The organism is Paenibacillus senegalensis JC66 (genome assembly GCF_000285515.1).
GTDB lineage: Bacteria > Bacillota > Bacilli > Paenibacillales > NBRC-103111 > Paenibacillus_L > Paenibacillus_L senegalensis.
Genome location: NZ_HE610962.1, coordinates 279355 through 305194, shown reverse-complemented (window position 1 = coordinate 305194; position 25840 = coordinate 279355). Strand labels below are relative to the sequence as shown.

Sequence of the window (25840 nt, the reverse complement as noted above, 5' to 3'; positions counted from 1 at the left end):
TGAAACATCCCTTTCCATAGGAGTAACTTAAAGCAGACCAGCAAGCCTATACGTATCCATCAATCTCCGCCACAGTAAGAAAAGGCGCCATCCCGAACAAGACTTATTTTGAATCCAGCCAGCGGTCATAAGCGGCCTGATAAATTTCCTGGATTTCTTCTACACCCAAGCTTTTCATAGTTTGGACATACTTATCCCAATTGTCGAACGACTCCGCACCGGACACAAATTTAGCCTCCATTTGCTCTAGAGACGTATTAATATCAGGCTTTAACGTATTGACTCTCTGCTGCTCTTCTAAAGTTAAGTATACCTGAGGGTACGGAATTTCGGCATAAGGTAAATATTCGTCTTCCACCCAACCGGCGATCGTATGAATTGTTGGATTATCTTCCTTTAGGAAGAACTCCTTGTTAATGACCATCGGCACGTTTGATCCCGCGCCGGGCGCATCCTGCGCATTCGCCTGGGTTGTGTTCATGCCTTCCGGTGCCAGCAGGCGCCAGGCGGACTTGCTGTCATCCGTCCATTCCCAGTTCTTTCCTTCCACTCCCAAGCGGGCCAGGATGGAGCCTTCTTCCGAGTACAAATAATCGACCCAGCGCATGGTCGCCTCCGGATATTTGTTGTTCTTCGTAATGGCAAAACGCCCTCTTTTCACTTCAGATACTTGGGTCACAATCTTTTTATCGTTCATATGGCTGGTTAAGGCAGGCAGCAACGGATATTTAGCGGCTTCCGTCACGTCAGAGAAACCGATCATCACGATGGGCCAGGTTGGGAATACGCCTACGCGATTTTCCGCGCCTTTGGCTACATATTGCTCCCAAGTATGAGAGAAAATTTGCGGATCCAACAGCCCTTCCTGGTGCAGCTGGTTCAGAAATTGCAAGTATTCTTTGTATCCGTCCTGGATAAAGGCATATTTGACCTGGTCCTGATCCACCAGTATCCCGTCAGATTGATTGATGCCGAAAGCGGGAAGAATGTTTAAGCGCAATTCGGCGACCGAAGACGCAGATAGAGGGATTTCATCCGGCTGGCCGTTTCCGTTCGGATCTTCCTCTTTAAATCTCTTCAGCAATTGGTAAAACTCCTCAATCGTTTCCGGTCTGTCTGCATTCAGCTCGTTGAGCCAGTAGCCGTTCATCCAGGCTAAAGGAGCCATGGAATGACTTAAATCATCAATGCCCGGCAAAGTATAGATATGTCCGTCCGGAGCCGTGATGGACGCTTTTAGATCCGGGTATTTTTCCATAATTTTTTGGAGGTTTGGTGCATAGGCTTCGATCAGATCCTCCAGCGGGATAAGCAACCCTTGGGAACCGTAATCGACCTCTTCATTCGCCGTAATTTGCCCAGCGAAAAACACGTCCGGCAATTCCAAGCTGGAGAACGCGAGCTGCTTCCTCTGCGTGTAGGAATCGGAGTTGGCTGTTATAAATTCAAAATCGATGTTGGTCAGCTCTTTCATTTCTTTGAAAAATCCCATTTCTCCCCATACCGGCTGCAATGGAGAGCTTTGTCCCATCATTTTAAGTTTAATCGGCTCGTTAACAATCGGATACCCGGTCTCGTTGAAGTGGCCAGGGTCCTGCGCACCCGGTGTTTCCTCCTTCTTTTGACACCCGGCAAAAACCGCCGCAGCGAGCAATAGAAGCCATAAGACTCGCAAACCTTTTTTCACCGTTTACAACTCCCCGCTTTGAAATTAATAATCAGCATTTTACTAACCAGCATGTTAAAACCAGCATTTGCATAAATCCCGGCGAAGGGTTACAAAATCGAAGCCGGATTTCTTACTCCCATCACCGCCCTTCAATGAACAGGATCACCCTTTTAAGGAGCCAATCAATACGCCTTTGACAAAAAAGCGCTGCAAAAACGGGTACACGATAAGCAGCGGTGCTGCTGAAACAATCATCACGGCATATTTAATGATTGCGGCAATCTTTGCCTGTTCGCCGATAGCCTCGATATTCGATCCTTGGATCATTAATTCCGCGGTAATCTGCTGCTGGACCAGGATATCTCTTAAAAAAAGCTGCAGCGGAAACAGGTTTTTATTTGTTAAATAAATCAGTCCGTTAAAGTAGGAGTTCCAATGACCGACTCCGTAAAATAACCCCATCACAGCTATAATAGGGAGGGAGAGGGGCAGCACAATTTGGAAAAAGGTTCGGAACACAGAGGCGCCATCTATTTCCGCAGCCTCAACCAAGCCATCGGGGATCGTCACCTTGAAAAAGGTCATCGTCACAATAATATTCCAAACCGAGGCCGCATTCGGGAGTACCATCGCCCAAATAGTATTCGTCATACCCAGGTCTCGAACCAGCAAGTAAGTAGGAATTAATCCTCCATCGAAAAACATAGTAAAGATCAGCAGGCCCATAATAATGGCTCTGCCGACAAGCTCCTGTCTTGCCAAAGCGTATGCGCAAGGCAAAGTGACAGCAAGGTTGATGAATGTCCCGAACAGGGTGTAAAAGATTGTATTTCGATAGCCGGTCCAGATGTCATTCGATTGGAACACTCTTTTATAGCCCTCGAACGTAATGTCCCTTGGCAGCAGCCACATTTTCCCCGAGTTGACATAGCTGGGGTCACTGATCGAAGCGCTTAAAATATAAAGAAGAGGATAAGTAATAATCAGAATAAAAAAACAGACGAGCAGCTTGTTCAATATGTCAAAGATCTGGTCTGTTCTCGATTGCTGGATCACGGTTAGCCCCCCTTACCATAGACTGGTTCCAGTTCTTCGGGCCAGCCTGTTGAAAAAGACTAGAATCGCCAGATTGACGACGGAATTAAACAATCCAACTGCTGTCGAATAACTGAATTGGCCTGTTAAAATACCGATATCATAGACATAGGTTTGAATGACTTGAGAGGCTTCCAAATTCAAAGGGTTCTGCATCAATAAGATTTTTTCAAATCCGACCGACATAAAGTTCCCCATATTGAGAATCAGCAAAATGATGATGGTAGGCATAAGGTAAGGGATATTAATCTTCCATATGCGCTGCCATCTTGAGGCCCCATCGACCTTGGCCGCTTCATGAAGCTGCGGGTCTATGCCGGCCAGCGCTGCCAAATAGATGATAGCGCCCCAGCCAAGATTTTGCCATTCTCCGGAAAATACATAGATGGTTTTGAACCAGGCCGGATCGGTCATGAAATTAATCGGTTCAAAGCCAAGGAACTGGATAAAGTGATTAACAATGCCCGTCATCGGGTCCAAAAAGGCAATGATCATTCCGACGAAAACGACGACCGAAATAAAATGGGGGGCGTAAGTAATCGTTTGGGCAATCTTTTTAAAGCTGCCATTTTTTAATTCATTCAGAGATAACGCGACGATAATGGAAATAGGGAACAGAGCGAGCTGATATAAATTGATGGCTAACGTATTCCACAATAAATCCCAGAAGAAATGGGAATTAAAGAAGCGAATAAAGTGATCGAACCCTACCCAATCACTACCCCAAATTCCTTTCGTGGCCATAAAATTTTTAAAAGCAATCTGCACCCCGTACATGGGATAGTATTTAAAAACGAGAAAATAGATGAGAGCCGGGGCGAGCAGAACGTATAGCTGCCAATATTTCAACATTTTCTTCAGCTTCAATTTCCGCACGGGGAGACGGGCTGAAACGGGGGAGGCATCGTCGGCTCCGCTCATGTTCATGTTTTGCTGGCTGTTCATCTTCGTTCAGGCAACCCCTTTCTGTTCCGTTATGAGGGACGACCAACATTACTGCGAGAATCAAGCTCCCCGGGAAGCTAGCTTCTCCCGCTTATTGAGCTTCTGTGCTTCGCTTAAAGCGGCGGATCACTTAATTTCATATCCGGGAATACTTCCGCCTTTTCGGACATTCGTTCCTATTGGGAATTTCAAGGTTTGGGCATACTTCGTCCGGTTTACGCATCCTCTGACCGTCCCTAGCGCCTTGTAGTAGTCGTAATAACGGAAGGATTTGGAATTCATAATAAACCAGTATTCGGATAGCGCTTTTAAATAGGTCTCAAATTCATCAGAAACATCTACAAAAACGTCTGGCACATACTCCTCCATATCCTCCCAATTCTCGCTGTGGTAGTAACTGTAATAATGAGCGGGCAGCCCATCAAGATCAAAGCCGGGCAGTCCTGCTTTCAGTTGAGCGGCCTGGACGATTTTTGCACAGAGCACATGATCAGGATGAATGCTGTGCTCCCAATGGGTGATCACCACATTCGGTTTCAGCTTCCGCATCAACGTCGCGACCCGGGTTACAATCTCGTCGTCCAACGTCAGTTCTGCATCCTTGTAATCTAAGGTGATCGTGCTGACACCCAAAACCTCTGCTACTTTTTCGGACTCCCGAATTTTTTGCACCCGGTACTCTTCGACGGACACATCGGGGGGATTTCCTTTTTCGCCGGCAGTTAGGTGAACGAATGTCACTTCATGGCCTGCCTTGGCGTATTTATGGGCGATCGCACCCGCTTGAATTTCTGCATCTCCGCAATGCGCACCAACAACGACTAATCTCATACAGACGCCTCCTAAGTTATTAGAAATATTAATTTCATATATATGGTTTGTTCCATGAAATAATTCAAGCGGATGTTAAAAATATGAATTTAAATTTCAATATATTTACAAAATTTATGAAATAATGTTTCTTTGTTTGTTAGATGGAGGTGAAGGTCTAGTTGGTTAGGAGGGGCAGAAGAAGAGTGAAAAGGGGAGTTAGGGTAAAGGCAATCCCGGAATCTAAAGCTTGCAGATTGCCCTTATTTGACAAGCGGGGATGCAAGTTCTGCTTGAGTTTTGTAACTCAATGAGAGCTTTATATACTTTTTTAATTTTATTTCTTAGACTAAAACTAGCAAAATAAGGAGTTGATGAATAATGGATATGCGCAGGATAGGGAAGAAAATAGCAAAATGGAGGAAAGATAAGGAGTTTACACAAATGGGGCTAGCCGACCAATTAGGTGTTACCTATCAAGCAATTAGTAATTGGGAACGTGGAGAAACCTTGCCGGATATCACAAAGTTACCTAAACTAACGGAGGTATTGGGTGTAAGCATTGATGAACTATTATCAAACAGTGAAGAGACCACCGCAGTAAGGAAATTAATTGAAGAGGGAGAAACGGCAGTAATCCCAATTGGCACCGTAAAAACTCTTGCTCCTATCTTGACGCCAAAGCAAGTAACTTCTTCAGTAAAGAAGAACGATAAGGAGCTGCATTTTTCCGATTTATCTGCGCTAGCTCCTTATTTAAGTGAGGAGTATTTGGAACAATTAGTCGAGGAAAACTACAATAAAATCACTCTGTCTGATTTAATAAAGATCCTTCCATTTCTCAGTGAACAATACTTATCACAAATAGCTGAAAGAGAGTATTTGTCAAAAGGAATAAAAAGCTTGAAATATCTGCTCCCCTTTCTGGCTGAAGACCACATTGATGGTATTGCCTTGAAGGAGTTCGAAAAAACTGGAATTAAAGGAATAAAAGAATTGCTTCCGTTTCTAAGTGAGGAATGTCTAGAAGATATCAGCAGGAAAAGCTATGAAATACATGGCTTGTCCTCACTACACGATATTGTCCCGTTTCTTAATGAAAAATTCTTAAAAAAGCTGGCTGGGGAAGCTTTAGAATGATGCTCTAAGCTATCCTAGCAAGGTGATACAGGATTAATAGTCCGTTTTCTTAACTATTAACCCCATATCTTTCCAAAGCCTTTGTCGATGCCTCCAGCATCCGGCGTTTCACATAATTGCCTTCAACCACCCGGACCCGCTTGCCAAGAAATCGGAGCTTGGACAGGAGATATTCCTGCTCGTCGCTGAGCAGGCAGATTTTGATCCGGTACGTATCCCGGTCTGCATCATATTGAACATCCTTTTCAAAGCTGGAAAAGGCGTAGAGAATGCGCGAAAGCTCTTCATTATAAAGCCGGACCACTTCAATAAGCACCTCGCTTTTACGCGAATCAAAAGTGCCGGTGATTTTCTGAATAATACTTTCGGCTGTTGAGCTTCTAAGAGGCTCTGCCGTGAAGGCCATGATTTTGCTTAACCTTGTGCTCATGAACGCTTTGAACTTCAAGTGGTACCAGAGCAGATACCACTCTCTTTTGACCATGGAGTATTCCAGCTTGTAGGGGAACCCGGGATGGTCGCTGTTCACTCTGCCGCCTTTAACCTCGTAGCTCAATCGAACGGCGTGCTTATTCATGATGGCTTGGCGGAGGGAACGTAAAAGAGGGTGGTACACCTGCTTTTCGAGGCTGCGCGCTTTTTGCATCAGATGGGTAGTGGTGTCCAGCTGGTCATCCGGCTCCAAAACGGCTTGAAGCTTGCGCAAGGTTTCCGGCGTAAAGGCTTCCGCTGCAGCAGGGTGCTCCAGCATCGCCTTCAACCAGGCCCTCTCGTGAGAGGTGACCATGAACGTGCCTGAATCCTCCAACCGGGAGAGGATTTGGTAGTTGAATATTTTTTCAAACAGATTCATAGTAGGCTTGAATCTCCTTCCACTCGGCAATCATTTCCCGGCGCAGGGAAACGGGCTCCAAAATTTCGCAGCTTGAACCGAAGCTTCGCAGCCATGGCTTGATCTCAAACGTTCCGTTGACCGTGATTTCATAGATAAACGATTCCTCGTCCTCCGACACAATTTGCCCCCATTGCCCCTGCAGCAAAACCCGTTCCTTTACGAAGTTAGGCTCCGTGCTTTCAGGACTATAAAATTTGGCGCGTATCTTCACGGACCGTCCGGTATCGATCAGCCAGCTGTAGCGGAGCTTTTCCTCCAGTTCGCTTCTCTTCTCCTCGAACAACTCCCCGCTCACGGAGTCAGCCTCTTCCAACTGGGTAATCCCTTCCATCCGGTATTTGCGGATACCATGTCGGCCATTGGCCAGCAAATACCAGCGGCCATATTGATGGTCGTAAACGATTTTCAGCGGCAGCACATGCTCCTTCTTACCGTTGGTTTCACGTTCAAACAACGGGTTCGTATTTTTCGAGGCGTAGCTTTTTTCCGATTTGGGTGAGAAATACAAGAACCGGATTTTCCGCTGCTCACGGATGGAGCTTAACAGTGTGAATAAATGAGCCTCATCTAGTATTCGCGAATAATAATGATACTTATATAAAAAATGCTCCATCGCGTAGGATTGTTCATTAGTACGCAGGAGATGCTTTTTCAAGCCGTCGCGCAGCAAATACCCTTGCACGGAAGGGACCTGCGTGTTTGCCATGACATCGACAAAATCGTACAAATCGATAAGCTCTTCCTCCGACAGGCAGCGGACCAGATCGTTTTGAATCCGGTACCGGTACGGGCGGGGGCCCGGCTCCCGCTTAATGACACCTACCTGCTCCAGATACTTGAGATCGGAGCGGATCGTTTTCTCATCCGGTAGAGAAAGGCCGACCGGCATGCTGCTGCAGCATGCGTCCAGGAGTTCCATTGCCGTCATAGCTTTTTCGTTCATGGCCCCGAGCAGCAGGGAAATGCGCTGGCTCTCTGACTCCTTCACGGATTTGGCGCGGAACACAAACAGCAGCATAGGATCGGTAGAGTCATAATAGCTGTAACGGATAGCCTCGGCCAAAGGAACATCATTCTCCTCATCCGGCTGCTGGTGCAGAGAGACTGCGATCTCTTTGAGCTTGCGGATCGTTTTATCGAAGGTATGTACGGAAATGCCCAACCGCTCGGCAAACTGCTGCCTGTTGAATGCTCCGCTGGTCAGCACAAGCATGCGCAAAAACTGGATTTCTTTATCGAAGCTTTCCCTGGCCATGACTATCCCTCCTTTCAGGCATCTTAAATTACTGTTAACACTAATACATTAATTCACTAATTCACTAATTCACTAATTTGATCCTGTCTAACAAAACGTTTTCTACTATTGTAGCAGGGAATGGTGGGGGCGAAAAGGAAACCTAGTTTTTGGCATGAATCCGTTTTACTCACTTTAGGTTATGAAATTGATTTAGGCATTGTAATACTTTTGCCATGTTCGTTCGGTTTAAAATGATAGATAATCAGTTTATGGCAAGCATCACACCTTAAAAGGAGGGGGCCCTATGGCTGAGGTAAACGTGAAGATCCAAGAAGAATTGCGGCGAATCGAGGAACAGGAGAATGTCCGGATCTTGTACGCATGTGAATCTGGAAGCAGGGCGTGGGGCTTCCCGTCCAGGGACAGCGATTACGATGTCCGCTTCCTATATGTTCGTCCGGTCAATTGGTACCTATCTATATTCGAAAAGCGCGATGTGATCGAGAGACCAATCGATAATATGCTGGACATCAATGGATGGGATTTGAAAAAAGCGCTGAATTTGTTCCGCAAATCGAACCCGCCGCTCCTGGAATGGCTGCAGTCTCCAATTGTCTATCTTGAACAGGGCTCAGCAGCCGGACAAATCCGCCATATCTCACCTGCTGCCTTTTCCCCAAGATCGTGTTTGTATCACTATTTGCATATGGCGAAAGGGAACTACCGGGAATATTTGCAGGGAAATCAGGTCAAGCTCAAAAAATACTTTTATGTACTGAGGCCGATCCTCGCTTGCGAGTGGATTGAACAATATAGCGAGCTGCCGCCAATGCGGTTTCAAGCTTTGGTAGAGAGGCTGGTGCCGGAAGGAAGTGAGCTGCACTCAGCGATTCAGACTCTGCTTGCCCGTAAAATCACGGGGGAAGAGCTGGACTATGAGCCAAGGGTCGATTGTATCAATGAGTTTGTGGAAGAGCGGATTGCTTATTTTGAGAAACATGCTTCCGCTATGGAGACGGCTGAAGGTAATCAAGACCAGCAGCTTGACGAGTTGTTTCGATCAGTAGTGCGGGAAGCATGGAATTAAATACAGGAGTTGAATTAACGTATGGCTTATCAAACTATTAACGGAGTGCGTGTCTGGGGGAATCCTGATGAAGGTGCGCTGACCCAAGCAAAAATGTGTGCAGAAACAGGCAGTGTAGTGCAGACCCTGCTGATGGCTGACCACCATAAAGGATACAGTCAGCCGATCGGCGGAGTTGTTGTCTATGATGGGCAAATATCGCCGTCCGGTGTAGGCTACGATATCGCATGCGGCAACAAAGCCGTGCGGACTGAACTGCTGGCTGACGACGTAAGACCACGCTTGTCGACGATCATGGATGACATCGCCAGGCAAATTTCATTTGGGGTGGGACGCGTCAATAATGAAAAGGTTGACCATGACCTGTTCGACGATCCGGACTGGGCGGTCTACCAAAACATAGGCAAACAGGAGCATGATAAGCTTAAGGCGCTTGCCCGCGATCAGCTTGGTACAGTCGGCAGCGGCAATCATTTTGTCGATTTGTTCGAGGAACAAGAGACTGGCCGCTTGTGGGTTGCCAATCATTTTGGCAGCCGGGGCTTCGGGCATAAGACGGCCAGCGGGTTTCTCAACCTGGCGGCAGGCAGAGATTTCCTCGCCAATGCCCCTGGGGAAAAAATGGATCAGCCCCCGACCTTGCTCGATCTGGATAGCGAGGTGGGCGACATGTATTACCGTGCGATGAAGCTGGCCGGTCGTTATGCCTATGCCGGACGGGATTATGTGATGGATAAGGTGCTGGCGATTCTCGGGACTGATGCGGATCTCGAAGTTCATAATCATCATAACTATGCCTGGAAGGAGACGCATAACGGTCATGAAACGGTGGTCGTCCGCAAAGGAGCCACGCCGTCTGCGCCAGGCCAGACCGGATTTATCGGGGGAAGCATGGGCGATATCTCTGTCATCGTGCGGGGTAAGGACTCGAAGGAGAACGAGGACGCCTTTTACAGCACGGTTCATGGAGCCGGGAGAATTATGAGCCGTACCCAGGCAGCCGGGCGGATGAATTGGAAAACCCGCAAGCGCAGCGGGGGCCAAATCACACCACGGCAAATGCATGAGGCGGTACGTGAATTCGGCGTGGAGCTGCGGGGAGCGGGAACAGACGAAAGTCCGTTCGTCTACCGCAAGCTGCAGGAGGTGCTGGACGCTCATGCGGAAACGATCGACGTTCTGCATGTGCTGAAGCCGATCGGGGTTTGCATGGCGGGAGCGGATGAGTTCGATCCGTATAAGGATTGAATAAGGTAGGAACACGACTTAAAAATAGGGTAGGAACACGACTTAAAAATTGCAAGTTCAGCTTACACACCACGGATTTTGTACGATAAATCGTACAAAGTGAGTGGAATCGATGATTAAGTGGTGGGCTTTGTACGATAAATCGTACAAAGTGAGTGGAATCGATGGTTAAGTGGTGAGCTTTGTACGATAAATCGTACAAAGGAGCCGAAAACGCGAGGTAGGAGGGGCGCTTTGTACGATAAATCGTACAAAGTGAGTGGAATCGATGGTTAAGTGGTGGGCTTTGTACGATAAATCGTACAAAAGAGCCGAAAACGCGAGGTAGGAGGGGCGCTTTGTACGATAAATCATACAAAGCAACTGAAATCACATCCACCGCATGGCAAATACCGCGATTTGTATGACCAAACATACAAATCGCGGTGCAACAAGCTGTTTAGTGGCCGTGGCTTAGCCATCACCAATTAGAACCGCCGGATGAGTTGTTCTTCTTCGAGCTACCCGAAGACCCCCATGAAGAACCGCCGCTGGAGGAATTCCCGCTTGAGGACCCCCAATTTGAGCCACCGGAAGAGTTCCGGCTCGAGCTTCCCCAGCTGGAGCCGCCGGAAGAATTGCTGGAGGAGCTGCTCGAGCTGCTGCTTGAAGAAGAACTGCTGGAACTACTGCTTGAAGAACTGCTGAAAAAGCCGCCGGAAGAAGAACTGCTTCTTGATGAAGGCCCGGAATCGAACCATGAGGAAGATGTACTACGCTGATGTCTTCTTTGATCCTCTCGTACCGCGTCGTTATAATGATCATTCATTTTGCGGACGAGGGCGTAGACCATCTGGAGCTGATCAATAGCTTCTTCATAATGTCCGTCTTTAATTAAGCTGTCCGCGTAGGCCATAATGTTATTGTAATCCTTGGTGTAAGGACGGATTCTTAAACGGCTGCTAGTTCTTGCCGAACTGGACCGGTATTCAGCTACAGCATGATTTCTAGTCTGCAGGGCTTCATTTTTCAGCTTGACCAATCGGCCGATTCCTTCAGCAATCACTTTAGTTTGTTCATAATGACGCATGATTTTTTCTTCTAAATAAACTAAGGTATAAGGCGCATTTCTTAATAACGCTTCTATCTCATCTCTGGCCCTTTCCACATGATCGTATAGCTCCTCATAGGAAAATAAGGAATCGTAGTTGAGACTGTTTTTTCTGGCTAAGGTAATCGCCTCTGTATATTGTCTCCCGGCTCTGTCGTAATAGCTGATCATATCACTTAACCGTTCGTTAAGGTTCAAGATTAATTGACGGAATTCCACTAGCCCGCTCTTCAACTGGTCTAAGTGTCGGAAAATATCATCCAGCTTTACTCTGGCTTTTTCAAAATACTGATGCTCATCATCTGTGAGCTGCTGAATAAAAGGCAGCTCTTCTTGAATGCCGCCAATTCCTTCAACCAATGATTCGATAATGTTCCATTGGTTCTCCCATTGCACTCTTGCAAATTTGCTGCGCAGAGTTTCTGTTTGCAGGCGGGACCAGTCAGCTTCAAGGCTGCTTATTCGATCTTGAATGTGCTGCAGGTCTTCCTGATTTTGTTTTCGCAGCGCGGCCTGACGCCTTGTCATCTCCAAAGCCCGCTCCATTAAGCCGGTGACTTCATTATAAGAAGTCTTGACCTCTTCCATCTGGTCCGCCTTCAATTCCTCGTACATCCGCTCGGCTCTTCTGGCGGCCTCTTTCAACAGCTCGAACGGGGCGATTTCTACCAGCTTCAAATGGTTGTCAGCAATCAGTCCTTCAATCCGCTGTTTTACACTGCTCCACGCATTTGGGAAGTTTGAGTATCTTTCCAAGTAGTATTGGACAACTTTCAATTCACGGTGTGCTTTTTGCAAATGCTCTTGTATAATTTTGGCTTTGCGAAAGGTTTCGAGTGGATCGAACAGCTTGATACTATGCAGATTCTCCATAGCTGGCTGAAGTTTAGCAACTGTTTCTGCCAGTTCGGTGACAGAAAGCTTGTGCTCTGACTGTAAAGCGGTAACGCCTTCTTTTAATGCATTTAAGTCCGTATCGATTTCATCGACAAGCACCTTGCCATTGCCCTCTGCCTCAATAAGCTGGTCGATTTCTTCTTTAAGACCCGCAATTTGCGATGACAGGTCTTTAAAAAAGAATGCTTTTCCATCTACAAAAAAACGGAAGGTGCCCAGCCAATAAGAACGGAATTCATCGATTTCCGCGAATTGTTTGCTGATATCCATCATTCCTTTGGAGAGCTCCTCATCAATACGGGTAACGAGCTTTTCCGACTCTCCCTGTACCATTCCGACAAACGGTTTTAAAAGCTCGCTGTTCTGACTAATCTGGGCTAGCAGCTCCGAGCCTTGCTCTCTTAGTTTGACCAGACGCCTTTTAAGCATAAAGTATTTTATGATATAGGAGAAAATAGAGATCAGTGCTATTCCGGCCGCAAGCCAAATGCCTATAAGTGTATAGTTTAATTGCGGCAAGTCCCATTTGGGCCATGTTATTTGGACCGGTTTTGTTGGAGGGGTGACCGGCTCGTTCCCGGCAGGCTCAACTCCTTCGGCACCAGGAGCTGTCACAGCTTCCGGTAAAGGGGCAAGATCATTAGCCGCTTCTATGACCGCTATGCTTGCTTGAGCAAAATCCCCCTGCTGGGCAAAAGGAATGAACGTATCCGTTATAAACTGATCAATCGTTACACCGCCCTCGGGTTTACTGGTGGATATAGCCTCCAGCAGCGCCGGATTATTAAAATTCATCTCTATGCGTCTATCTTCACTAGAGATAAGCAGCAGCACATCGCTGGTCTGCAGCTGCCAAGAATCATACACCCGGTTGGCGTATTGGGCCGGGTCCTCTCCCTCCAAGCTATGTATCGTTAAAATATAAAAGGAGTAAGGCTCCCCTTGAGCTGCTGCATGTTCAACAGATTCTAAAGCAGTCTGCTGAATCATCGCTGCCGTATCCACTACCCTGCCGTTTTTAGCAGGTATTTCAGCAGCCCATGCGATACTGCTCCATGCAAATAATAAGATGAGCAACCCCGCTGCTATCCTTTTCAACTCTTAACCCCCTATCTAATTATTTCCAGTATACTCAATTTGCTTTTCCTTGAACAGATAGCAGTTTAGTACTTGAGCATTATGCAAAATGCTGACTTAAAAAGCTTTTAATTTCTATTCATTTAATACGTCAAGTAGACAAAAAAGTGTCCACTTATTCGGAGCTATAATCTGCATTAAAATTTTAAACAGATCTACCTAATTGATAAAAAAGGTAGGGCTTGGCGGAAATCAACTATTGCGCAAAATGCTCCAATAAAATGAAGAAGGCGGGAGAATCAGGTGGGAAATATAGGAGAGATAGGAAAAAAGGATCTGAACAGGCGTTTATGGCTTGCTTTTGGCAGCTTGGTTATATTGACAGGAATTATTGTCAGCATTTTTACGTGGAACGTAGGAGGACAAAAGGCCAGTGCGGCTGTATCCGGTGATTTTGTGTACGATGAAATTATATTTGACGGGCGGGAGGCTGCCCGCATCACCGGATATACCGGACCGGGCGGCCATATTGTTATACCTAACCGTTTAGATGGACGGTTTATTTCGGAAATAAAGGAGAATGCATTCATTGGATTGCATATAACGGAAATTACATTTCCTCCTAACTATATTCAGATCGGAAGAGGTGCATTTTCCAATACTAGCGGAACAATAGATCACTTATACCTGCACGACTCGCTTTTTGTTGGTGAAAATGCATTTAGGGCATCTGGTATTACAAGTTTAACTCTCTCGCCAAATACAACCTTACGTGATGGTGCATTCCACAGCAACCAATTGACGAGTCTGATCATTCCGGAAGGGACATATGATGTACCAGCAGAAGCATTCAGAAATAATTCTCTAACTTCACTTAGCCTGCCTAACAGCTTACTGAGGATTAGGAATAGAGCTTTCAATGATAATCAATTGACTTCTGTTCAATTACCGGCAGGGTTAATCCTTCTGGAAAATTATATTTTCGAGAATAATTTATTGGAGAGTATTGATATCCCTTCTAACCTTACAACCATTCCGACGGGTACATTCAATAATAATAAATTGAAACAGGTAACTCTGCCAGATAACCTTACTACAATCGGGGCCCATGCATTTTCGAATAATGCTCTGACTGAAGTAACGATTCCCAGAAACGTTACTCTATTAGGAGAAAATGCGTTTCAGAATAATAATTTATCGACCGTTACTTTTTTAAACAAACAAACGACCGGCTTGCAAAATGCCTTTGCAGGAAATTCTATTAATCAAATTTATGGATGGCCTTCATCTACAGCTCAAAATTGGGCGAATGAAACCGGAATTCCTTTTACAAGCATTATAGAATTCACACCCGATGAACATGTGAATGAAGGGCAGGATTTGGATAGTGTTACGGTAAAGATAAATCTTCCTAGACTAGCTGGTCAAAAGTATATGTGGTCGACGGCTGCTTCTACACCGGATTCAGGCAGCCCGGAGTGGGCTGGATTTCAGAGTGGAGATCTTCTGCCTATGCCGGCATCGAACGGAAATTGGTATTTGCATGTCCGGGCAGGAGAAGCATCAGGTCATGAATACTTTGTTCATTCGGGGCCTTATGAAGTGACGGCCTTGCCCGGCGACTTTGAGTATGAGATTAGAGGAGACGGGCTAAGTATTGTCATTACCGGATATGACGGCCCGGGAGGGGATATCGATATTCCCGAAACGATTGAGGGGCTGCCTGTTACTCATATCGGTAGGAATGCGTTTAGAGAGAAAACGATAACTTCTATCCATTTCCCGGAAACTCTAACTACAATAGAAGAATATGCATTTTCCTATAACTACGGTGATATTCAAAATTTGGTCATCCCTGATACAATACAGCATATTGGAGAAGGAGCTTTTTTTGCAGCACGGATCGTAAATCTAATCTTAAATGACTCTACAGAACTGGCAAATGGCTCATTTGACTCTAACCTGTTGACGCATTTGACTATACCGGATGGGGTCACAACTGTCCCGGCGCGGGCTTTCACCTCAAACTGTATACAAACTATCAGCTTGCCAGAAAGTTTGACAACAATAGAAGATAGTGCATTTAGAGATAATTGTTTAACTAGTGTCACTTTACCAAGCCAATTAATCCATTTGGGAGATCATTCGTTCGCAGATAATTTACTAACCTCCATCATTTTGCCGGATTCGCTAACGTATTTTGGCAAAAGAGCGTTCTTTATTAACCAAATAACACAGATTACATTCCCTTCGAAAATTGAAGAGATTCCGGAAGGTGCGTTTGAGGTTAACCAGCTGGCTCAATTAACACTTCCAGAAACAGTGAGAACAATCGGCCATAGCGCATTTAGTAACAACAAATTCACGGAGCTTGTTGTTCCAAGGCATGTTACTTCAATAGGGGCCTATACATTTTCCGGTAATTTAATAAACAAGGTAACGGTATTGAACGCAAATACGCAAATTCATAATCTGGCGTTCGAAACCAACTCATCTTTAACGGTTTACGGTTGGAAGCTTTCTCCAGCACACAACTATGCAAAACAAAAAACAATTCCATTTGTTAGTTTGGTCGAATTTACGCCTGACGGAGATGCGGGCGAGGAGCAGGTTCTGGATGGAGTAACGGTACAGATCCACCTTCCTGAGCCTTTAGATCAGCATTATAGTTGGACCCATACGACCACAATTCCTGAATCTGACGAACCGGTATGGACACTTTTTCAAAGTGGTGAAAAAATTGATTTGCCGAATACTAATGGCAATTGGTATTTACATGTAAAAGCAAGAGAAACATCCGGTTTCGAATATAACACGGTTTCGGAAGTTTTCGTAATAAATTCTTATGACGAGGAGCCGCCCGAGATCACCTTGACAGCAAGCCCGCAAACGCCTACGAACGGTGATGTGACTGTCAAGGCGATCATCACAGATAACCACAGCGGAGTGGAAGAGATGAAGTGGGCGCATGGTCAGCACGATGCGGCATACTTTACAGGAGCGGGGGGCGCAGGAACACCTGAAGGAGAAGTAATCCCGGGCAGTCCGGCGAGCATCACGGTGACCGAGAACGGCTGGATCAGCGTGTATGCGCGTGACGTGGCAGGGAATACGACGGTGGAGCAGCTGCAGATCAGCAACATTGACCGCAAAGCGCCGGTCATCACGCTGCAGGGCGAAGCGGTGGTCAAGCTGACGATAGGCGAAGCGTATACGGAACCAGGTTACAGCGCCCAGGATAACGTGGACGGCGATGTGACTGGCAACGTCGTGGTGACTGGCACAGTCGACACGAGCCAGTTAGGCGACTACATGCTGACTTACGATGTGACGGACAGTGTAGGCAACGCAGCGGTGCAGGTGACGCGCACGGTGAGCGTGGTCGACGAAGTGCCGCCGACGATCACGCTGAGCGCGAGCCCAACTGTGCCAACGAACGGCAATGTGATCGTGGAGGCGGTGTTTACGGACAACGAGAGCGGCGTTGTCGAGATGAAGTGGGCGCATGGTCAACGTGATGCGGCGTACTTTACGGGAGCGGGGGGCGCAGGAACACCTGAAGGAGAAGTGATCCCGGGCAGCCCGGCAACGTGGGATGTGACCGAGAACGGCTGGATCAGCGTGTATGCGCGTGACCTTGCGGGGAACACGACGGTGGAGCAGCTGCAGATCAGCAACATTGACCGCAAAGCGCCGGTCATCACGCTGCAGGGCGAAGCGGTGGTCAAGCTGACGATAGGCGAAGCGTATACAGAACCGGGCTTTATGGCCCAGGATAACGTGGAAGGCGATGTGACTGATAACGTCGTGGTGACTGGCACAGTCGACACGAGCCAGTTAGGCGACTACATGCTGACTTACGATGTGACGGACAGTGTAGGCAACGCAGCGGTGCAGGTGACGCGCACGGTGAGAGTCGTCGATGAAGTGCCGCCGACGATCACGCTGAGCGCGAGCCCAACTGTGCCAACGAACGGCAATGTGATCGTGGAGGCGGTGTTTACGGACAACGAGAGCGGCGTTGTCGAGATGAAGTGGGCGTATGGTCAACGTGATGCGGCGTACTTTACGGGAAGCGGGGGCTCGGGGATTCCTGCAGGAGAAGTGATCCCGGGCAGTCCGGCAACGTGGGATGTGACCGAGAACGGCTGGATCAGCGTGTATGCGCGTGACCTTGCAGGGAACACGACGGTGGAGCAGCTGCAGATCAGCAACATTGACCGCGTAGCACCCGTCATCACGCTGCAGGGCGATTCCGTGATCAGGCTGACGGTGAGAAGAGCGTATACCGAGCCAGGCTATACCGCATGGGACGACCGGGATGGAGACATCAGCGCCAATGTCGTGATCACCGGCACAGTCGATACGAACCGTACCGGTGAATACACGTTGTACTACAACGTTACGGATCGTGCGGGCAACGCAGCGATGCAGGTAACGAGAACGGTGAGAGTCGTGGCGGCTCCATCAGGCCCTCCAGTAATCATTGGGGATGGAGGAAGCACGGGCAGCCCCGGTTCAGAAGAACCTGGAGCTTCGGAGCCCCCATCTTCAGAGCCGGGAACTCCTGAGCAGCCGGGGACCGATGAGAACGAGGGGCAAGGGCGTCCAGGAGACGACGGGAATCATCCCATGGTGGAATTCAACGATACTCAAAGTCACTGGGCCCAAGCGTCTATTGAACAGGCGGTGCAGGCAGGCATTGTGAGCGGGTATCCAGATGGCAGCTTTAAACCGAATGCTCCGGTCACGCGGGCCGAGTTCACGATTATGCTGATCCGTGCCTTGAAACTGGAAGGTGAAGGCTCCGCAGTCCGTTTCACCGATGAGTCCTCTATCGGGCAGTGGGCGCAGAGTGCGATAGCAATAGCGGTACAACGCGGCATCATAAGCGGGTTCCCGGATGGCAGCTTCCGTCCGAATGAACCTATCTCAAGAGTTCAAATGGCTGTTATGCTTGCCAAGGTGTTAGGAGCTCTGGAAGCTGGTCCCGCTAAGTCAGTTGAATTTGCTGATAGGGAGGCTATTCCTGCCTGGGCAGCAGACGCAGTGCGAACTGTGGCCGACCATGAAGTCATGAATGGCCGTTCGGACAACGAGTTTGCGCCTAATGAACAGGCAACACGGGCAGAAGCGATTACAGTGATTCTTAGAATGCTGCAGGCGCTTTGAGCCCCTTAATAATGAATTTAATTGAGGCGACTAAGACTACAAGCGACTTTGTGTCGACCTAGTTAAACCGAGACGGCAAACCAAGTATAGATCAGCCACATAGACCAACCAAGCATAGATCAACCATATAGATCAATCTAGATAGATCCGGTGATAACCCTTATAGGCTTACCTTTCAATAGAACCTTATAGATTGACTATAGACCGACCTTGTTTTGACCTATATAAATATCCTTAGTTAATAATTTTAGTAAGAATTAGTTAATAAGAACATGTATACTATACTTAATTGGAATGATCTCGGATTAAGGTGGTAGACATGTTCTTTTTTCCTCTTTTTCTACTATTATTTATTAGTTTATTGATATTCAGCTTTTATATGGGATGGAAGCACAAAGGGAACCGCCTGATTTTTTGGGCAGCTATTTTGGCTCTATGCGGGAGCTTGTTCGGACTGCAGATCATGCTTGAGAAGAGCTGGGTTCCGTACACCTTGGAGCAGGGAATGGCGGTAGAGATCACCCGGATTTCCATAGTGATAACGACGATCTTGAACGTCATTATTAATGCACTGCCTTATTACGGGGTGCTTATTTTTTTTCTAATCTATAATGGCTATCTCAACCAAAACAGGTGGGTTCTGATTGTATTAAGCCTACCGGTTGTAGTCGCTTTTTTCCAAGCAGATCTGTATGAGAATTGGGTAGATAAACAGTTCATTGTTTATTGGGGAATCCTATATTTGATCGCAGCCCTTTGGCTGGCCATCCGTTCTATTTGGTTGGAAAGGAATCGGAGACAGAGGTTAATCCATGCAGCCATCGCGATTATTTTTATAATTCCGGTAGCGGCCTTGAATGTCTATCAGTTCGCTTCTTTTCCGTTAAGCGATCAATTAATCATGATCCTTCCTTATCTATGCGTCGTCGGCTTGGCCTTTAGCTCGGTTCTGTACTTGCGGGACGCGTATTTAGGGGTAAAACGGAGATCGGTTAAAACAGTTCATGCGGGTACCGGTTTAATTCATCATTCCTTGAAAAACTCGATCAGCAAAATCAAGCTCAACGCTTTGAACATAAGAAGGAGCCTGCAGACGGGAAAGCATGAAGATATCGAAGGCTATGTCCTTAATCTTTTGAAAACCCATGAGGCTATGAACAAGACGATGTCCCATATCGCCAAATATGGAAAAATTAGGGATATACGTTGTTTTAGATGAAGCTGTGGAATCGTTGAATGCTTTCCCGATGATTGAGATAGACAGGCAATATGGGCGTAAAACATTGTGGCTGGATAAAGCTATGATTACAGAATGCCTACAAAACATTTTCAATAATGCGGTAGATGCAATGAATGAAGAAGGCACCTTGCGAATCCACCTTGAAAGCGGCAAGGGAAAGACACGTATCTCGATTAGCGATACGGGCTCGGGAATGGATAGTATTCAATTGCAAAATATATTCGAACCTTTTTACTCTACGAAGCATAAGAGCGGCAGGCATTTTGGAATGGGGATGTATCAGGTAAGAAAAGTAATGGCAGCCCACAAAGGTAAAGTAGAAGTAAAGAGTAAACCGGGTCAAGGCACGACGGTAACCCTTATTTTCAAATAAAGAAAGGGACAAAGCATGAACAAAGTCAAAGTTTTGTATGTGGAGGATGATTCAGAGTGGAGGAACGGACTTAGCGACTTCTTTTCGGGGCATGGGCGGATAGACCTTTTTGCCTGCGCGGCCAGTATCGAGGAAGGCTTTGCTATCTTAAGGGATGAGCACATCGACGTCGTGGTTCTGGATATTATTATGAATCACCATAAACTAACCGGGCTTGATGCAGCCTTGGATATTACGATTCAGTATCCGGAGGTTAAGATTATTATGCTCAGTTCCCTGCAGGATGACGATGATATTTTTAACGAAGCTTTTATGAACGGGGCTTACGATTATCTGTATAAAGATGATTTCGAGAAGCTGCCTGAAACGATATGCGAGGCTATGAACAACAGAATGTCCAAATACGGGGCCCGGCTAAAAAAACTAGTATACGAGAAGAAAAGAAATTTAATGAGCTCTAGTGACCGGACTCTGCTCAGGATGATTTCTAACGGCAAAACCCAAGTGCAAATTGCAGAGGAACTCAATGTCAGCTTGGCTGCTGTTAAAAAGCAAGTAGGTCGGGTGATGAAGAAGTTCGATTGGAAAGGCTCGAGCTATGACCTGGCGGAAAAATGCTGCAAGTGGGGATTGCTTGAGGAAGAGTAGACGGCTGTGGCACGCATGCCCGCTCAGTATTCGGCGCAAATTCGGTTAGGGACAACCTGCCGATTGTTGTAGATGTGGGTCCTTTTTTTGCCTTCTAGCGGTTCTAGTTCCATTTTTCAGTTGAAGTAACACTTGGCAATACTCGATTATTTCAGCATAAAAAAGAACTGCGCTGAACATCGCCAGGGCTGTTGTTTGTAATTCGGCAATTATTCCTACTATAATAAGGATATAAATAGGGAAATACATAGGGAAAGGTACCTATAAAGCCCATATTAGCCAAAGGAGAATTCAACTAATGACTGACACCAACCGATTCGCAAGACCTGAACTGGCAGACTGTATTCCAGATTTGGTAGCTACTGCCCGTGGAGATAAAAAGGCAACTCTGGTCATTACCAACGCCAAGCTTGTTAGTGTATGCTCAGGAGAAATTTTGGACAACCGTTCGATCGGAATCCAGGGTTCGAGGATTGCTTATGTGGGCACGGATCCGAGCCATTTGATCGGGGAGGAGACTAAGGTCATCGATGCTCAAGGGCGTTATGTATCGCCAGGCTTTCTCGATGGCCACTGCCATATCGAAAGCAGCCAGATTACGGCGACGCAGTTTGCCCGAGCGGTACTGGTCAAAGGTACGACAGGCGGTTTCTTTGATGCGCACGAAATTGCCAACGTGCTAGGTTTGCCCGGTCTTAAGCTGATGCTGGAGGAAGCGAGGACGACTCCGCTGGCTGCGTATATGCAGGTTGCTTCGTGCGTGCCATCTACCGGACCAGAGCTGGAAACGAGCGGAGTGAATATCGGCCCGGCAGAAGTGGCGGAAGCCTTTACTTGGGGGCCGGATATGATTGCACTCGGCGAGGTGATGAACTTCCCGGGCGTCGTATTCAGCGATCCCAAGATGATCGGAGAAATTCAAGCGGCGCTAAGAGCCGGACGAGTCGTAGACGGCCATTTCACCTGGCCTGTCGATGACTGGAGGCTGTCGGCCTATGCTGCAGCTGGCGTGACCGGGGATCATGAGCCGGTGACGGCCGAGGATGTGATTGAGCGCGTGCGGCTCGGCATGTATGCCAAAATGCGCAGAGGCTCGGCGTGGCATGATGTGGCTGCGACGATTAAGGCCCATACGGAACAGGGGCTGGACAGCCGCCGGATGATTCTCGTCACGGACGACCGCAGTCCGGAATCGCTGGTGGATGAAGGACATATGGACTTCGTCGTCCGGCATGCCATCCAGCAGGGGGTCAAGCCGATTACCGCCATTCAAATGGCGACGATCAATACGGCGGAACGGTTCGGCGTGGCCCGTGACGTGGGCTCCATCAGCCCGGGCAATTTCGCCGATATCATTATGCTCGACGGCAATCTGGCGGACATTAATGTGGTCATGACGATCTGTGCTGGCCAGGTTGTGGCCGAGAACGGAAAAATGACCGTAGAGCTGGACGAGTTCGTCTATCCGGAGGAGGCGGTTACATCTGTACGCTTGAACCGCAGCCTGAAGGCGGAAGACTTCGTCATTACCGCTCCATTTGAATCCGGGGAAGTGAAGGCTAGATCAATCGGAGTCCGGGAAAACCATGTGGATACGCAAGAAATCATCGTGGACGTTCCGGTCCAGGATGGGCGCGTACAGATCGGTCCTGACCGGGATTTGTGCAAAATTTCCGTCATCGAGCGCTACGGCATCAATGGCAATCAGGCACATGGTCTCGTTAGCAATGTAGGCTTCCATGAACCTGCCGCGATTGCCACAACAGTAGCCCATGACTGTCACAATCTGATGGTGATTGGCAACGATGACGAGCTTATGGCGAAGGCGGCCAATGCTGTTGCTGCTGCCCAGGGGGGAATCAGCGTTGTCACCCGCAATGGGGAAACGACACTGCCGTTGCCGGTAGCCGGCTTAATGTCGAACGCTCCGTTCGAAGAGGTCGCGGAGCAGTCCCGGGCGGTCAGCGAGGCGCTTAAACAGGCGGGCTGCACGATGAACTATGCGTTCATGACGCTTTCCCTGCTCGCCCTGGTTGTCGTGCCCGAGCTTCGCCTTTCCGATATCGGCCTGATTAAAACAACGGCAGAAGGCTTCAAGATCGTTCCTCTCTTTGTGGAGGGGGAATAGACTCAACCGCAACGGATGTTACTAATGCTGCCTTTAATAAAAAAGACAAAACTCCTTTGTTCCAGGTGGACAAAGGAGTTTTGTCTCTAGAAAAATCTAATCCCGCCTACTGCCCGCCACCTGCTACCCCGATAGACTTGGGTTAGCGCTAACGCTTGCCCTGGATCTTATTTGGCCGCAAAAAGGCAGTTTGAAAATGTAACGCTTGTCACAGCTCTTATTTTGCCGAAACCCTTCAGAAATAGGGTGATTTTGGTGCAATAAGGCGGCTCACAGTCGTTAGAATTGCCAAGCTGCCTAAATCAGCCAAGTAGCGTCGCTGGCAAGCGTTAGAGCTTAGGCAGACCCCAGCGGAGGCTGGTCCCGCCGGATTTGTGCGATTTTTCGTATAAGTGCCGCCAATGGAGGCGAGCCAGTAATGGACTAATCTTTCCACTAATCCACAATTTTCGAGAGAAGGATTACTCTGATGAATGATGACATTCTATCTTGTGCGGTTTCCAGGTATCTATAACGAATATAAACGTTAGACATATACAATGAATTAGGGGTGGACGAATGGAAACAGGATTAACAGAGACCATGATTTTTGATGACATTATAAAAACATTGCGCCGCTTGTTCGATGTGAAGGTTGTAGATTCTACACCTATAAAACGAGGCTGGTTAAATCTAAAATGGAAGATTACTACGGATTCGGGGCAGCAATTTCTACTTAAACAATACAACAAAGAAAGATATAAGTTATATAATGCAGAGGAGCTGTTGTTTGCTTTTTCTCAACAAATTAGATTGAAAGATCAGGGACTTGCTTGTCCAAAATTGCTATCCCATAACGGAGCCGTGTTATTCCAATCTGATAACGCGGAAATTTTCATGGCGATGGAATATTGTCAAGGCCAATTAGTGGCGCCAGGCAAAAGCAATGCAAACCAAATCTACGATTTAGGCCGGGCAACAGGGAACATGCACCGTTTGCTTAACGACGGGACATTGGGTGTTAAGCAAACACCCAAGTTTATTCCTCCAAGCCGTGAGGATCGTTTGGCACATTGGAGCTTAGTTCTGGAAAAGACCAAGGAGTCCGGCAAGGCTCAGCTGCTTGCTGATATCGAAGCTCAACGCAGAGCGACTGAAGCTATGAATATCGAAAATCTGGAATCCCTTCGATTAGGCTGGGCTCACCGGGACCTTTGGGTAGACAACCTTTTATTCGAGGAAAATCGCTTAACCGCGATTCTGGACTTTGACCGGTTAGGCTATGACTATCCGCAGCTAGATGTGGCCCGCGCCGTTATATCTTGTGCTTTGGATGACGATTTAGATGTCTCTCTGGCCGGGGCCTTTCTCGAAGGGTATAGGGAGGAATGCAGCGTAAAGGAGGGCTTTCTAACAAATTCATTACGCTGGCTATGGTATATGGAAAGCACGTGGTGGATAACTGCGGATATGGATCAGCACAGTGTGCCACCTGCGCGTTTTGCCAAAGAAATGAATTGGCTTGCTGAAAATTATAAACATATCCCCTCGATGTTAGGGAACATATAGAGAACATGAAACATAAAACATAAAACATAAAACATAAAACATAAAACATAAAACATAAAACATAAAACATAAAACATAAAATAAAACATAAAACCCATTCAAGCCGCCCGCTCGAATGGGTTTTATGTTATTTGCCGGATAGTCCGACCGACTGGTGGGCTGGAGTGCTTTCCCCGTTGTGTTTGATCATCAGCAGACAGACAAGGGCAAGCCCCATAGCTGCCGACGCACAGTAGAACAGGATCGAGTAACCGAAAAAGTCGATCAGGAGACCGAGCAAAGGCGGGGAAGCAATGGCCGCCAAGGAAGAGACGAGGTAATACAATCCGGTTCGCGTACCAATGGCCGCATCGGTTCCGGTAGAGACGATGAACGGATAGGAATTGATGTTAATGCAGGCCCAAAAGGCGCCGCCGATCAGCAGCAGGATGCGCAGCATCACTATGGTTTCTACCCAATTGATCGCCAAAAATACTAGGGCGAGGCCTACAACTCCGGCTAAGATCACCTTCTTTTTGCCGAACTTGGCGCCCATCCAGCCGCTGGGAATGGCGAAGATAACAAAGGCGAGAGAAAAGAATGTCAAAGAGAAACCGGCCTCAGCATCGTCCATACCAAGCTGGTTCGTGCCGTATAAAGTAAAGAGCGCTTCAACTCCTTGATAACCTACAAACCAGAAGAAAATGGCGAGCAGCAGAAATATAGTCGTGCGGTCCAATTGGCCTTTAAAGTTCAGCTCTTGCTTTTCCGATATGGTGTAGGACAGCGTATCGCGTCTTTCCTTTATGCTGCGCTGTAGAATAAACATGGCGAATAAAATAACAAAGGCGGAGGCGATAAACGGAAAAGATGGGTCTGCCCGGTAAAGCATGGAGCCCGCTCCGAAGGCAAGAATCGCACCGATGCCACCCATGAAATTGATAATGCCGTTTGCTTTAGTCCGCTGTGCTTCTGGAGTAATGTCCGGCATGAGAGAGATTGTTGGGGAGCGAAACAGACTCATGGACAAGTTCATGGCCATCATCAAAAGAACGAGCAGGAGCAGGCTATTATGAAAGGGGACGAGCGCCACGAACAAGGCTGCCAAAGGCATACCGATCAGTAAATAGGGCATCCTCCGCCCGAACCGTGTGTTCGTCCGGTCGCTGCGGCGGCCAATCCAAGGCTGCAGGAAGAGGGCAAAATAGTTGTCAATCGTCATCATGAAACCGATTAGCGCCGTGCTGGTCAAAAAACGTTCAAGAAACAAAGGGACGAAAGCATTGTACAGGGACCAGGTGATGCTGATACTGAAAAAACCGAATCCAAGCAGCCACGTTTTTTTCATTGGCGTGTTCACCCCTTGAGGGAAGTGGTGGGAGGTATAATCTATACCCGTATCATAGCAGAGCTGCTGTTTCTTTGTCTTTTACTTTCTATGGATGTAAAGGTTAAATCTTTGTTAATCTAATAAATCCACACGAACAAACTGCTTCATGTAGAAGGGCTTTCTTTCTAAGTGGAGTTTTTTTGCATTGTGAAGTTTTTTTGCATTTCAAAAG

17 protein-coding genes are annotated in these 25840 nt (G+C 47.3%); 9 read left to right on the top strand and 8 right to left on the bottom strand.

The features are described from left to right. Positions 1 to 103 precede the first annotated feature (103 nt). The 4 genes from PSHG_RS22265 to PSHG_RS22250 all read right to left on the bottom strand — a co-directional run bounded on the left by PSHG_RS22265 (position 104) and on the right by PSHG_RS22250 (position 4540). Positions 104 to 1687: an extracellular solute-binding protein gene (locus PSHG_RS22265; RefSeq protein WP_010277976.1), complete on the bottom strand. Its 1584-nt coding sequence runs from the start codon at positions 1685 to 1687 to the stop codon at positions 104 to 106. A gap of 144 nt (positions 1688 to 1831) precedes the next feature. Next, the gene (locus PSHG_RS22260) at positions 1832 to 2725 is read right to left on the bottom strand and encodes a carbohydrate ABC transporter permease (protein WP_010277972.1); all 894 of its coding nucleotides are present in this window, start codon (positions 2723 to 2725) and stop codon (positions 1832 to 1834) included. 12 nt (positions 2726 to 2737) lie between these two features. Then, a complete protein-coding gene (locus PSHG_RS22255; RefSeq protein ID WP_010277968.1) occupies positions 2738 to 3709 on the bottom strand; it encodes an ABC transporter permease in 972 nt (323 codons plus the stop codon). A gap of 126 nt (positions 3710 to 3835) precedes the next feature. Then, entirely contained in the window at positions 3836 to 4540 is a 705-nt protein-coding gene (locus tag PSHG_RS22250) for a PIG-L deacetylase family protein (protein WP_010277966.1), read from the bottom strand. A gap of 360 nt (positions 4541 to 4900) precedes the next feature. Here PSHG_RS22250 and PSHG_RS22245 point away from each other — a divergent pair, with 360 nt between their 5' ends. After that, positions 4901 to 5659: a helix-turn-helix domain-containing protein gene (locus tag PSHG_RS22245; protein WP_010277964.1), complete on the top strand. Its 759-nt coding sequence runs from the start codon at positions 4901 to 4903 to the stop codon at positions 5657 to 5659. Positions 5660 to 5708: 49 nt separating this feature from the next. Here PSHG_RS22245 and PSHG_RS22240 read toward each other — a convergent pair whose 3' ends face one another. Next, complete coding sequence (locus tag PSHG_RS22240) at positions 5709 to 6512, bottom strand: WYL domain-containing protein (RefSeq protein WP_010277962.1); 804 nt, start codon at positions 6510 to 6512, stop codon at positions 5709 to 5711. Next, a complete protein-coding gene (locus PSHG_RS22235; protein WP_010277960.1) occupies positions 6499 to 7809 on the bottom strand; it encodes a helix-turn-helix transcriptional regulator in 1311 nt (436 codons plus the stop codon). The genes PSHG_RS22240 and PSHG_RS22235 overlap by 14 nt, the downstream gene beginning before the upstream one ends. A gap of 286 nt (positions 7810 to 8095) precedes the next feature. On the opposite strand from PSHG_RS22235, the gene PSHG_RS22230 reads away from it, so the two are divergent. Beyond that, positions 8096 to 8878: a nucleotidyltransferase domain-containing protein gene (locus PSHG_RS22230; RefSeq protein ID WP_010277957.1), complete on the top strand. Its 783-nt coding sequence runs from the start codon at positions 8096 to 8098 to the stop codon at positions 8876 to 8878. Between the two features lie 21 nt (positions 8879 to 8899). Then, positions 8900 to 10126 (top strand): RtcB family protein, encoded by a 1227-nt coding sequence (locus PSHG_RS22225; protein ID WP_010277954.1) that lies wholly within the window; start codon positions 8900 to 8902, stop codon positions 10124 to 10126. 460 nt (positions 10127 to 10586) lie between these two features. On the opposite strand, the gene PSHG_RS22220 is transcribed toward PSHG_RS22225, so the two are convergent. Next, positions 10587 to 13211 carry a TPM domain-containing protein gene (locus PSHG_RS22220; protein WP_010277952.1) on the bottom strand — a complete coding sequence of 875 codons (2625 nt, stop codon included), beginning with the start codon at positions 13209 to 13211 and terminating at the stop codon, positions 10587 to 10589. 282 nt (positions 13212 to 13493) lie between these two features. On the opposite strand from PSHG_RS22220, the gene PSHG_RS22215 reads away from it, so the two are divergent. The 6 genes from PSHG_RS22215 to PSHG_RS22190 all read left to right on the top strand — a co-directional run bounded on the left by PSHG_RS22215 (position 13494) and on the right by PSHG_RS22190 (position 24299). Then, on the top strand, positions 13494 to 18362 hold the full coding sequence (locus PSHG_RS22215; RefSeq protein WP_010277949.1) for a leucine-rich repeat protein: 4869 nt from the start codon (positions 13494 to 13496) through the stop codon (positions 18360 to 18362). Between the two features lie 319 nt (positions 18363 to 18681). Beyond that, entirely contained in the window at positions 18682 to 19581 is a 900-nt protein-coding gene (locus PSHG_RS22210; protein ID WP_026021555.1) for a hypothetical protein, read from the top strand. A 28-nt stretch (positions 19582 to 19609) separates the two neighbouring features. After that, the gene (locus tag PSHG_RS22205) at positions 19610 to 19975 is read left to right on the top strand and encodes an ATP-binding protein (RefSeq protein ID WP_157213489.1); all 366 of its coding nucleotides are present in this window, start codon (positions 19610 to 19612) and stop codon (positions 19973 to 19975) included. 15 nt (positions 19976 to 19990) lie between these two features. Then, positions 19991 to 20623: a response regulator transcription factor gene (locus PSHG_RS22200; protein ID WP_010277945.1), complete on the top strand. Its 633-nt coding sequence runs from the start codon at positions 19991 to 19993 to the stop codon at positions 20621 to 20623. 298 nt (positions 20624 to 20921) lie between these two features. Further along, positions 20922 to 22751: an adenine deaminase gene (gene ade / locus PSHG_RS22195; RefSeq protein WP_010277943.1), complete on the top strand. Its 1830-nt coding sequence runs from the start codon at positions 20922 to 20924 to the stop codon at positions 22749 to 22751. 558 nt (positions 22752 to 23309) lie between these two features. Further along, positions 23310 to 24299 carry a phosphotransferase gene (locus PSHG_RS22190; RefSeq protein ID WP_010277940.1) on the top strand — a complete coding sequence of 330 codons (990 nt, stop codon included), beginning with the start codon at positions 23310 to 23312 and terminating at the stop codon, positions 24297 to 24299. 127 nt (positions 24300 to 24426) lie between these two features. On the opposite strand, the gene PSHG_RS22185 is transcribed toward PSHG_RS22190, so the two are convergent. Then, a complete protein-coding gene (locus PSHG_RS22185; RefSeq protein ID WP_010277936.1) occupies positions 24427 to 25626 on the bottom strand; it encodes an SLC45 family MFS transporter in 1200 nt (399 codons plus the stop codon). Between the last annotated feature and the right edge of the window lie 214 nt (positions 25627 to 25840).

Excerpts from the sequence above, each read along its gene's own strand:
- PSHG_RS22200 (WP_010277945.1), top strand. The coding sequence starts at position 19,991 with ATGAACAAAGTCAAAGTTTTGTATGTGGAGGATGATTCAGAGTGGAGG.
- PSHG_RS22245 (WP_010277964.1), top strand. The coding sequence starts at position 4,901 with ATGGATATGCGCAGGATAGGGAAGAAAATAGCAAAATGGAGGAAAGAT.
- PSHG_RS22185 (WP_010277936.1), bottom strand. The coding sequence starts at position 25,626 with ATGAAAAAAACGTGGCTGCTTGGATTCGGTTTTTTCAGTATCAGCATC.
- PSHG_RS22230 (WP_010277957.1), top strand. The coding sequence starts at position 8,096 with ATGGCTGAGGTAAACGTGAAGATCCAAGAAGAATTGCGGCGAATCGAG.
- PSHG_RS22190 (WP_010277940.1), top strand. The coding sequence starts at position 23,310 with ATGGAAACAGGATTAACAGAGACCATGATTTTTGATGACATTATAAAA.
- PSHG_RS22225 (WP_010277954.1), top strand. The coding sequence starts at position 8,900 with ATGGCTTATCAAACTATTAACGGAGTGCGTGTCTGGGGGAATCCTGAT.
- PSHG_RS22205 (WP_157213489.1), top strand. The coding sequence starts at position 19,610 with ATGATTGAGATAGACAGGCAATATGGGCGTAAAACATTGTGGCTGGAT.
- PSHG_RS22255 (WP_010277968.1), bottom strand. The coding sequence starts at position 3,709 with ATGAACAGCCAGCAAAACATGAACATGAGCGGAGCCGACGATGCCTCC.
- PSHG_RS22250 (WP_010277966.1), bottom strand. The coding sequence starts at position 4,540 with ATGAGATTAGTCGTTGTTGGTGCGCATTGCGGAGATGCAGAAATTCAA.
- PSHG_RS22210 (WP_026021555.1), top strand. The coding sequence starts at position 18,682 with ATGTTCTTTTTTCCTCTTTTTCTACTATTATTTATTAGTTTATTGATA.
- PSHG_RS22235 (WP_010277960.1), bottom strand. The coding sequence starts at position 7,809 with ATGGCCAGGGAAAGCTTCGATAAAGAAATCCAGTTTTTGCGCATGCTT.
- PSHG_RS22240 (WP_010277962.1), bottom strand. The coding sequence starts at position 6,512 with ATGAATCTGTTTGAAAAAATATTCAACTACCAAATCCTCTCCCGGTTG.
- ade (WP_010277943.1), top strand. The coding sequence starts at position 20,922 with ATGACTGACACCAACCGATTCGCAAGACCTGAACTGGCAGACTGTATT.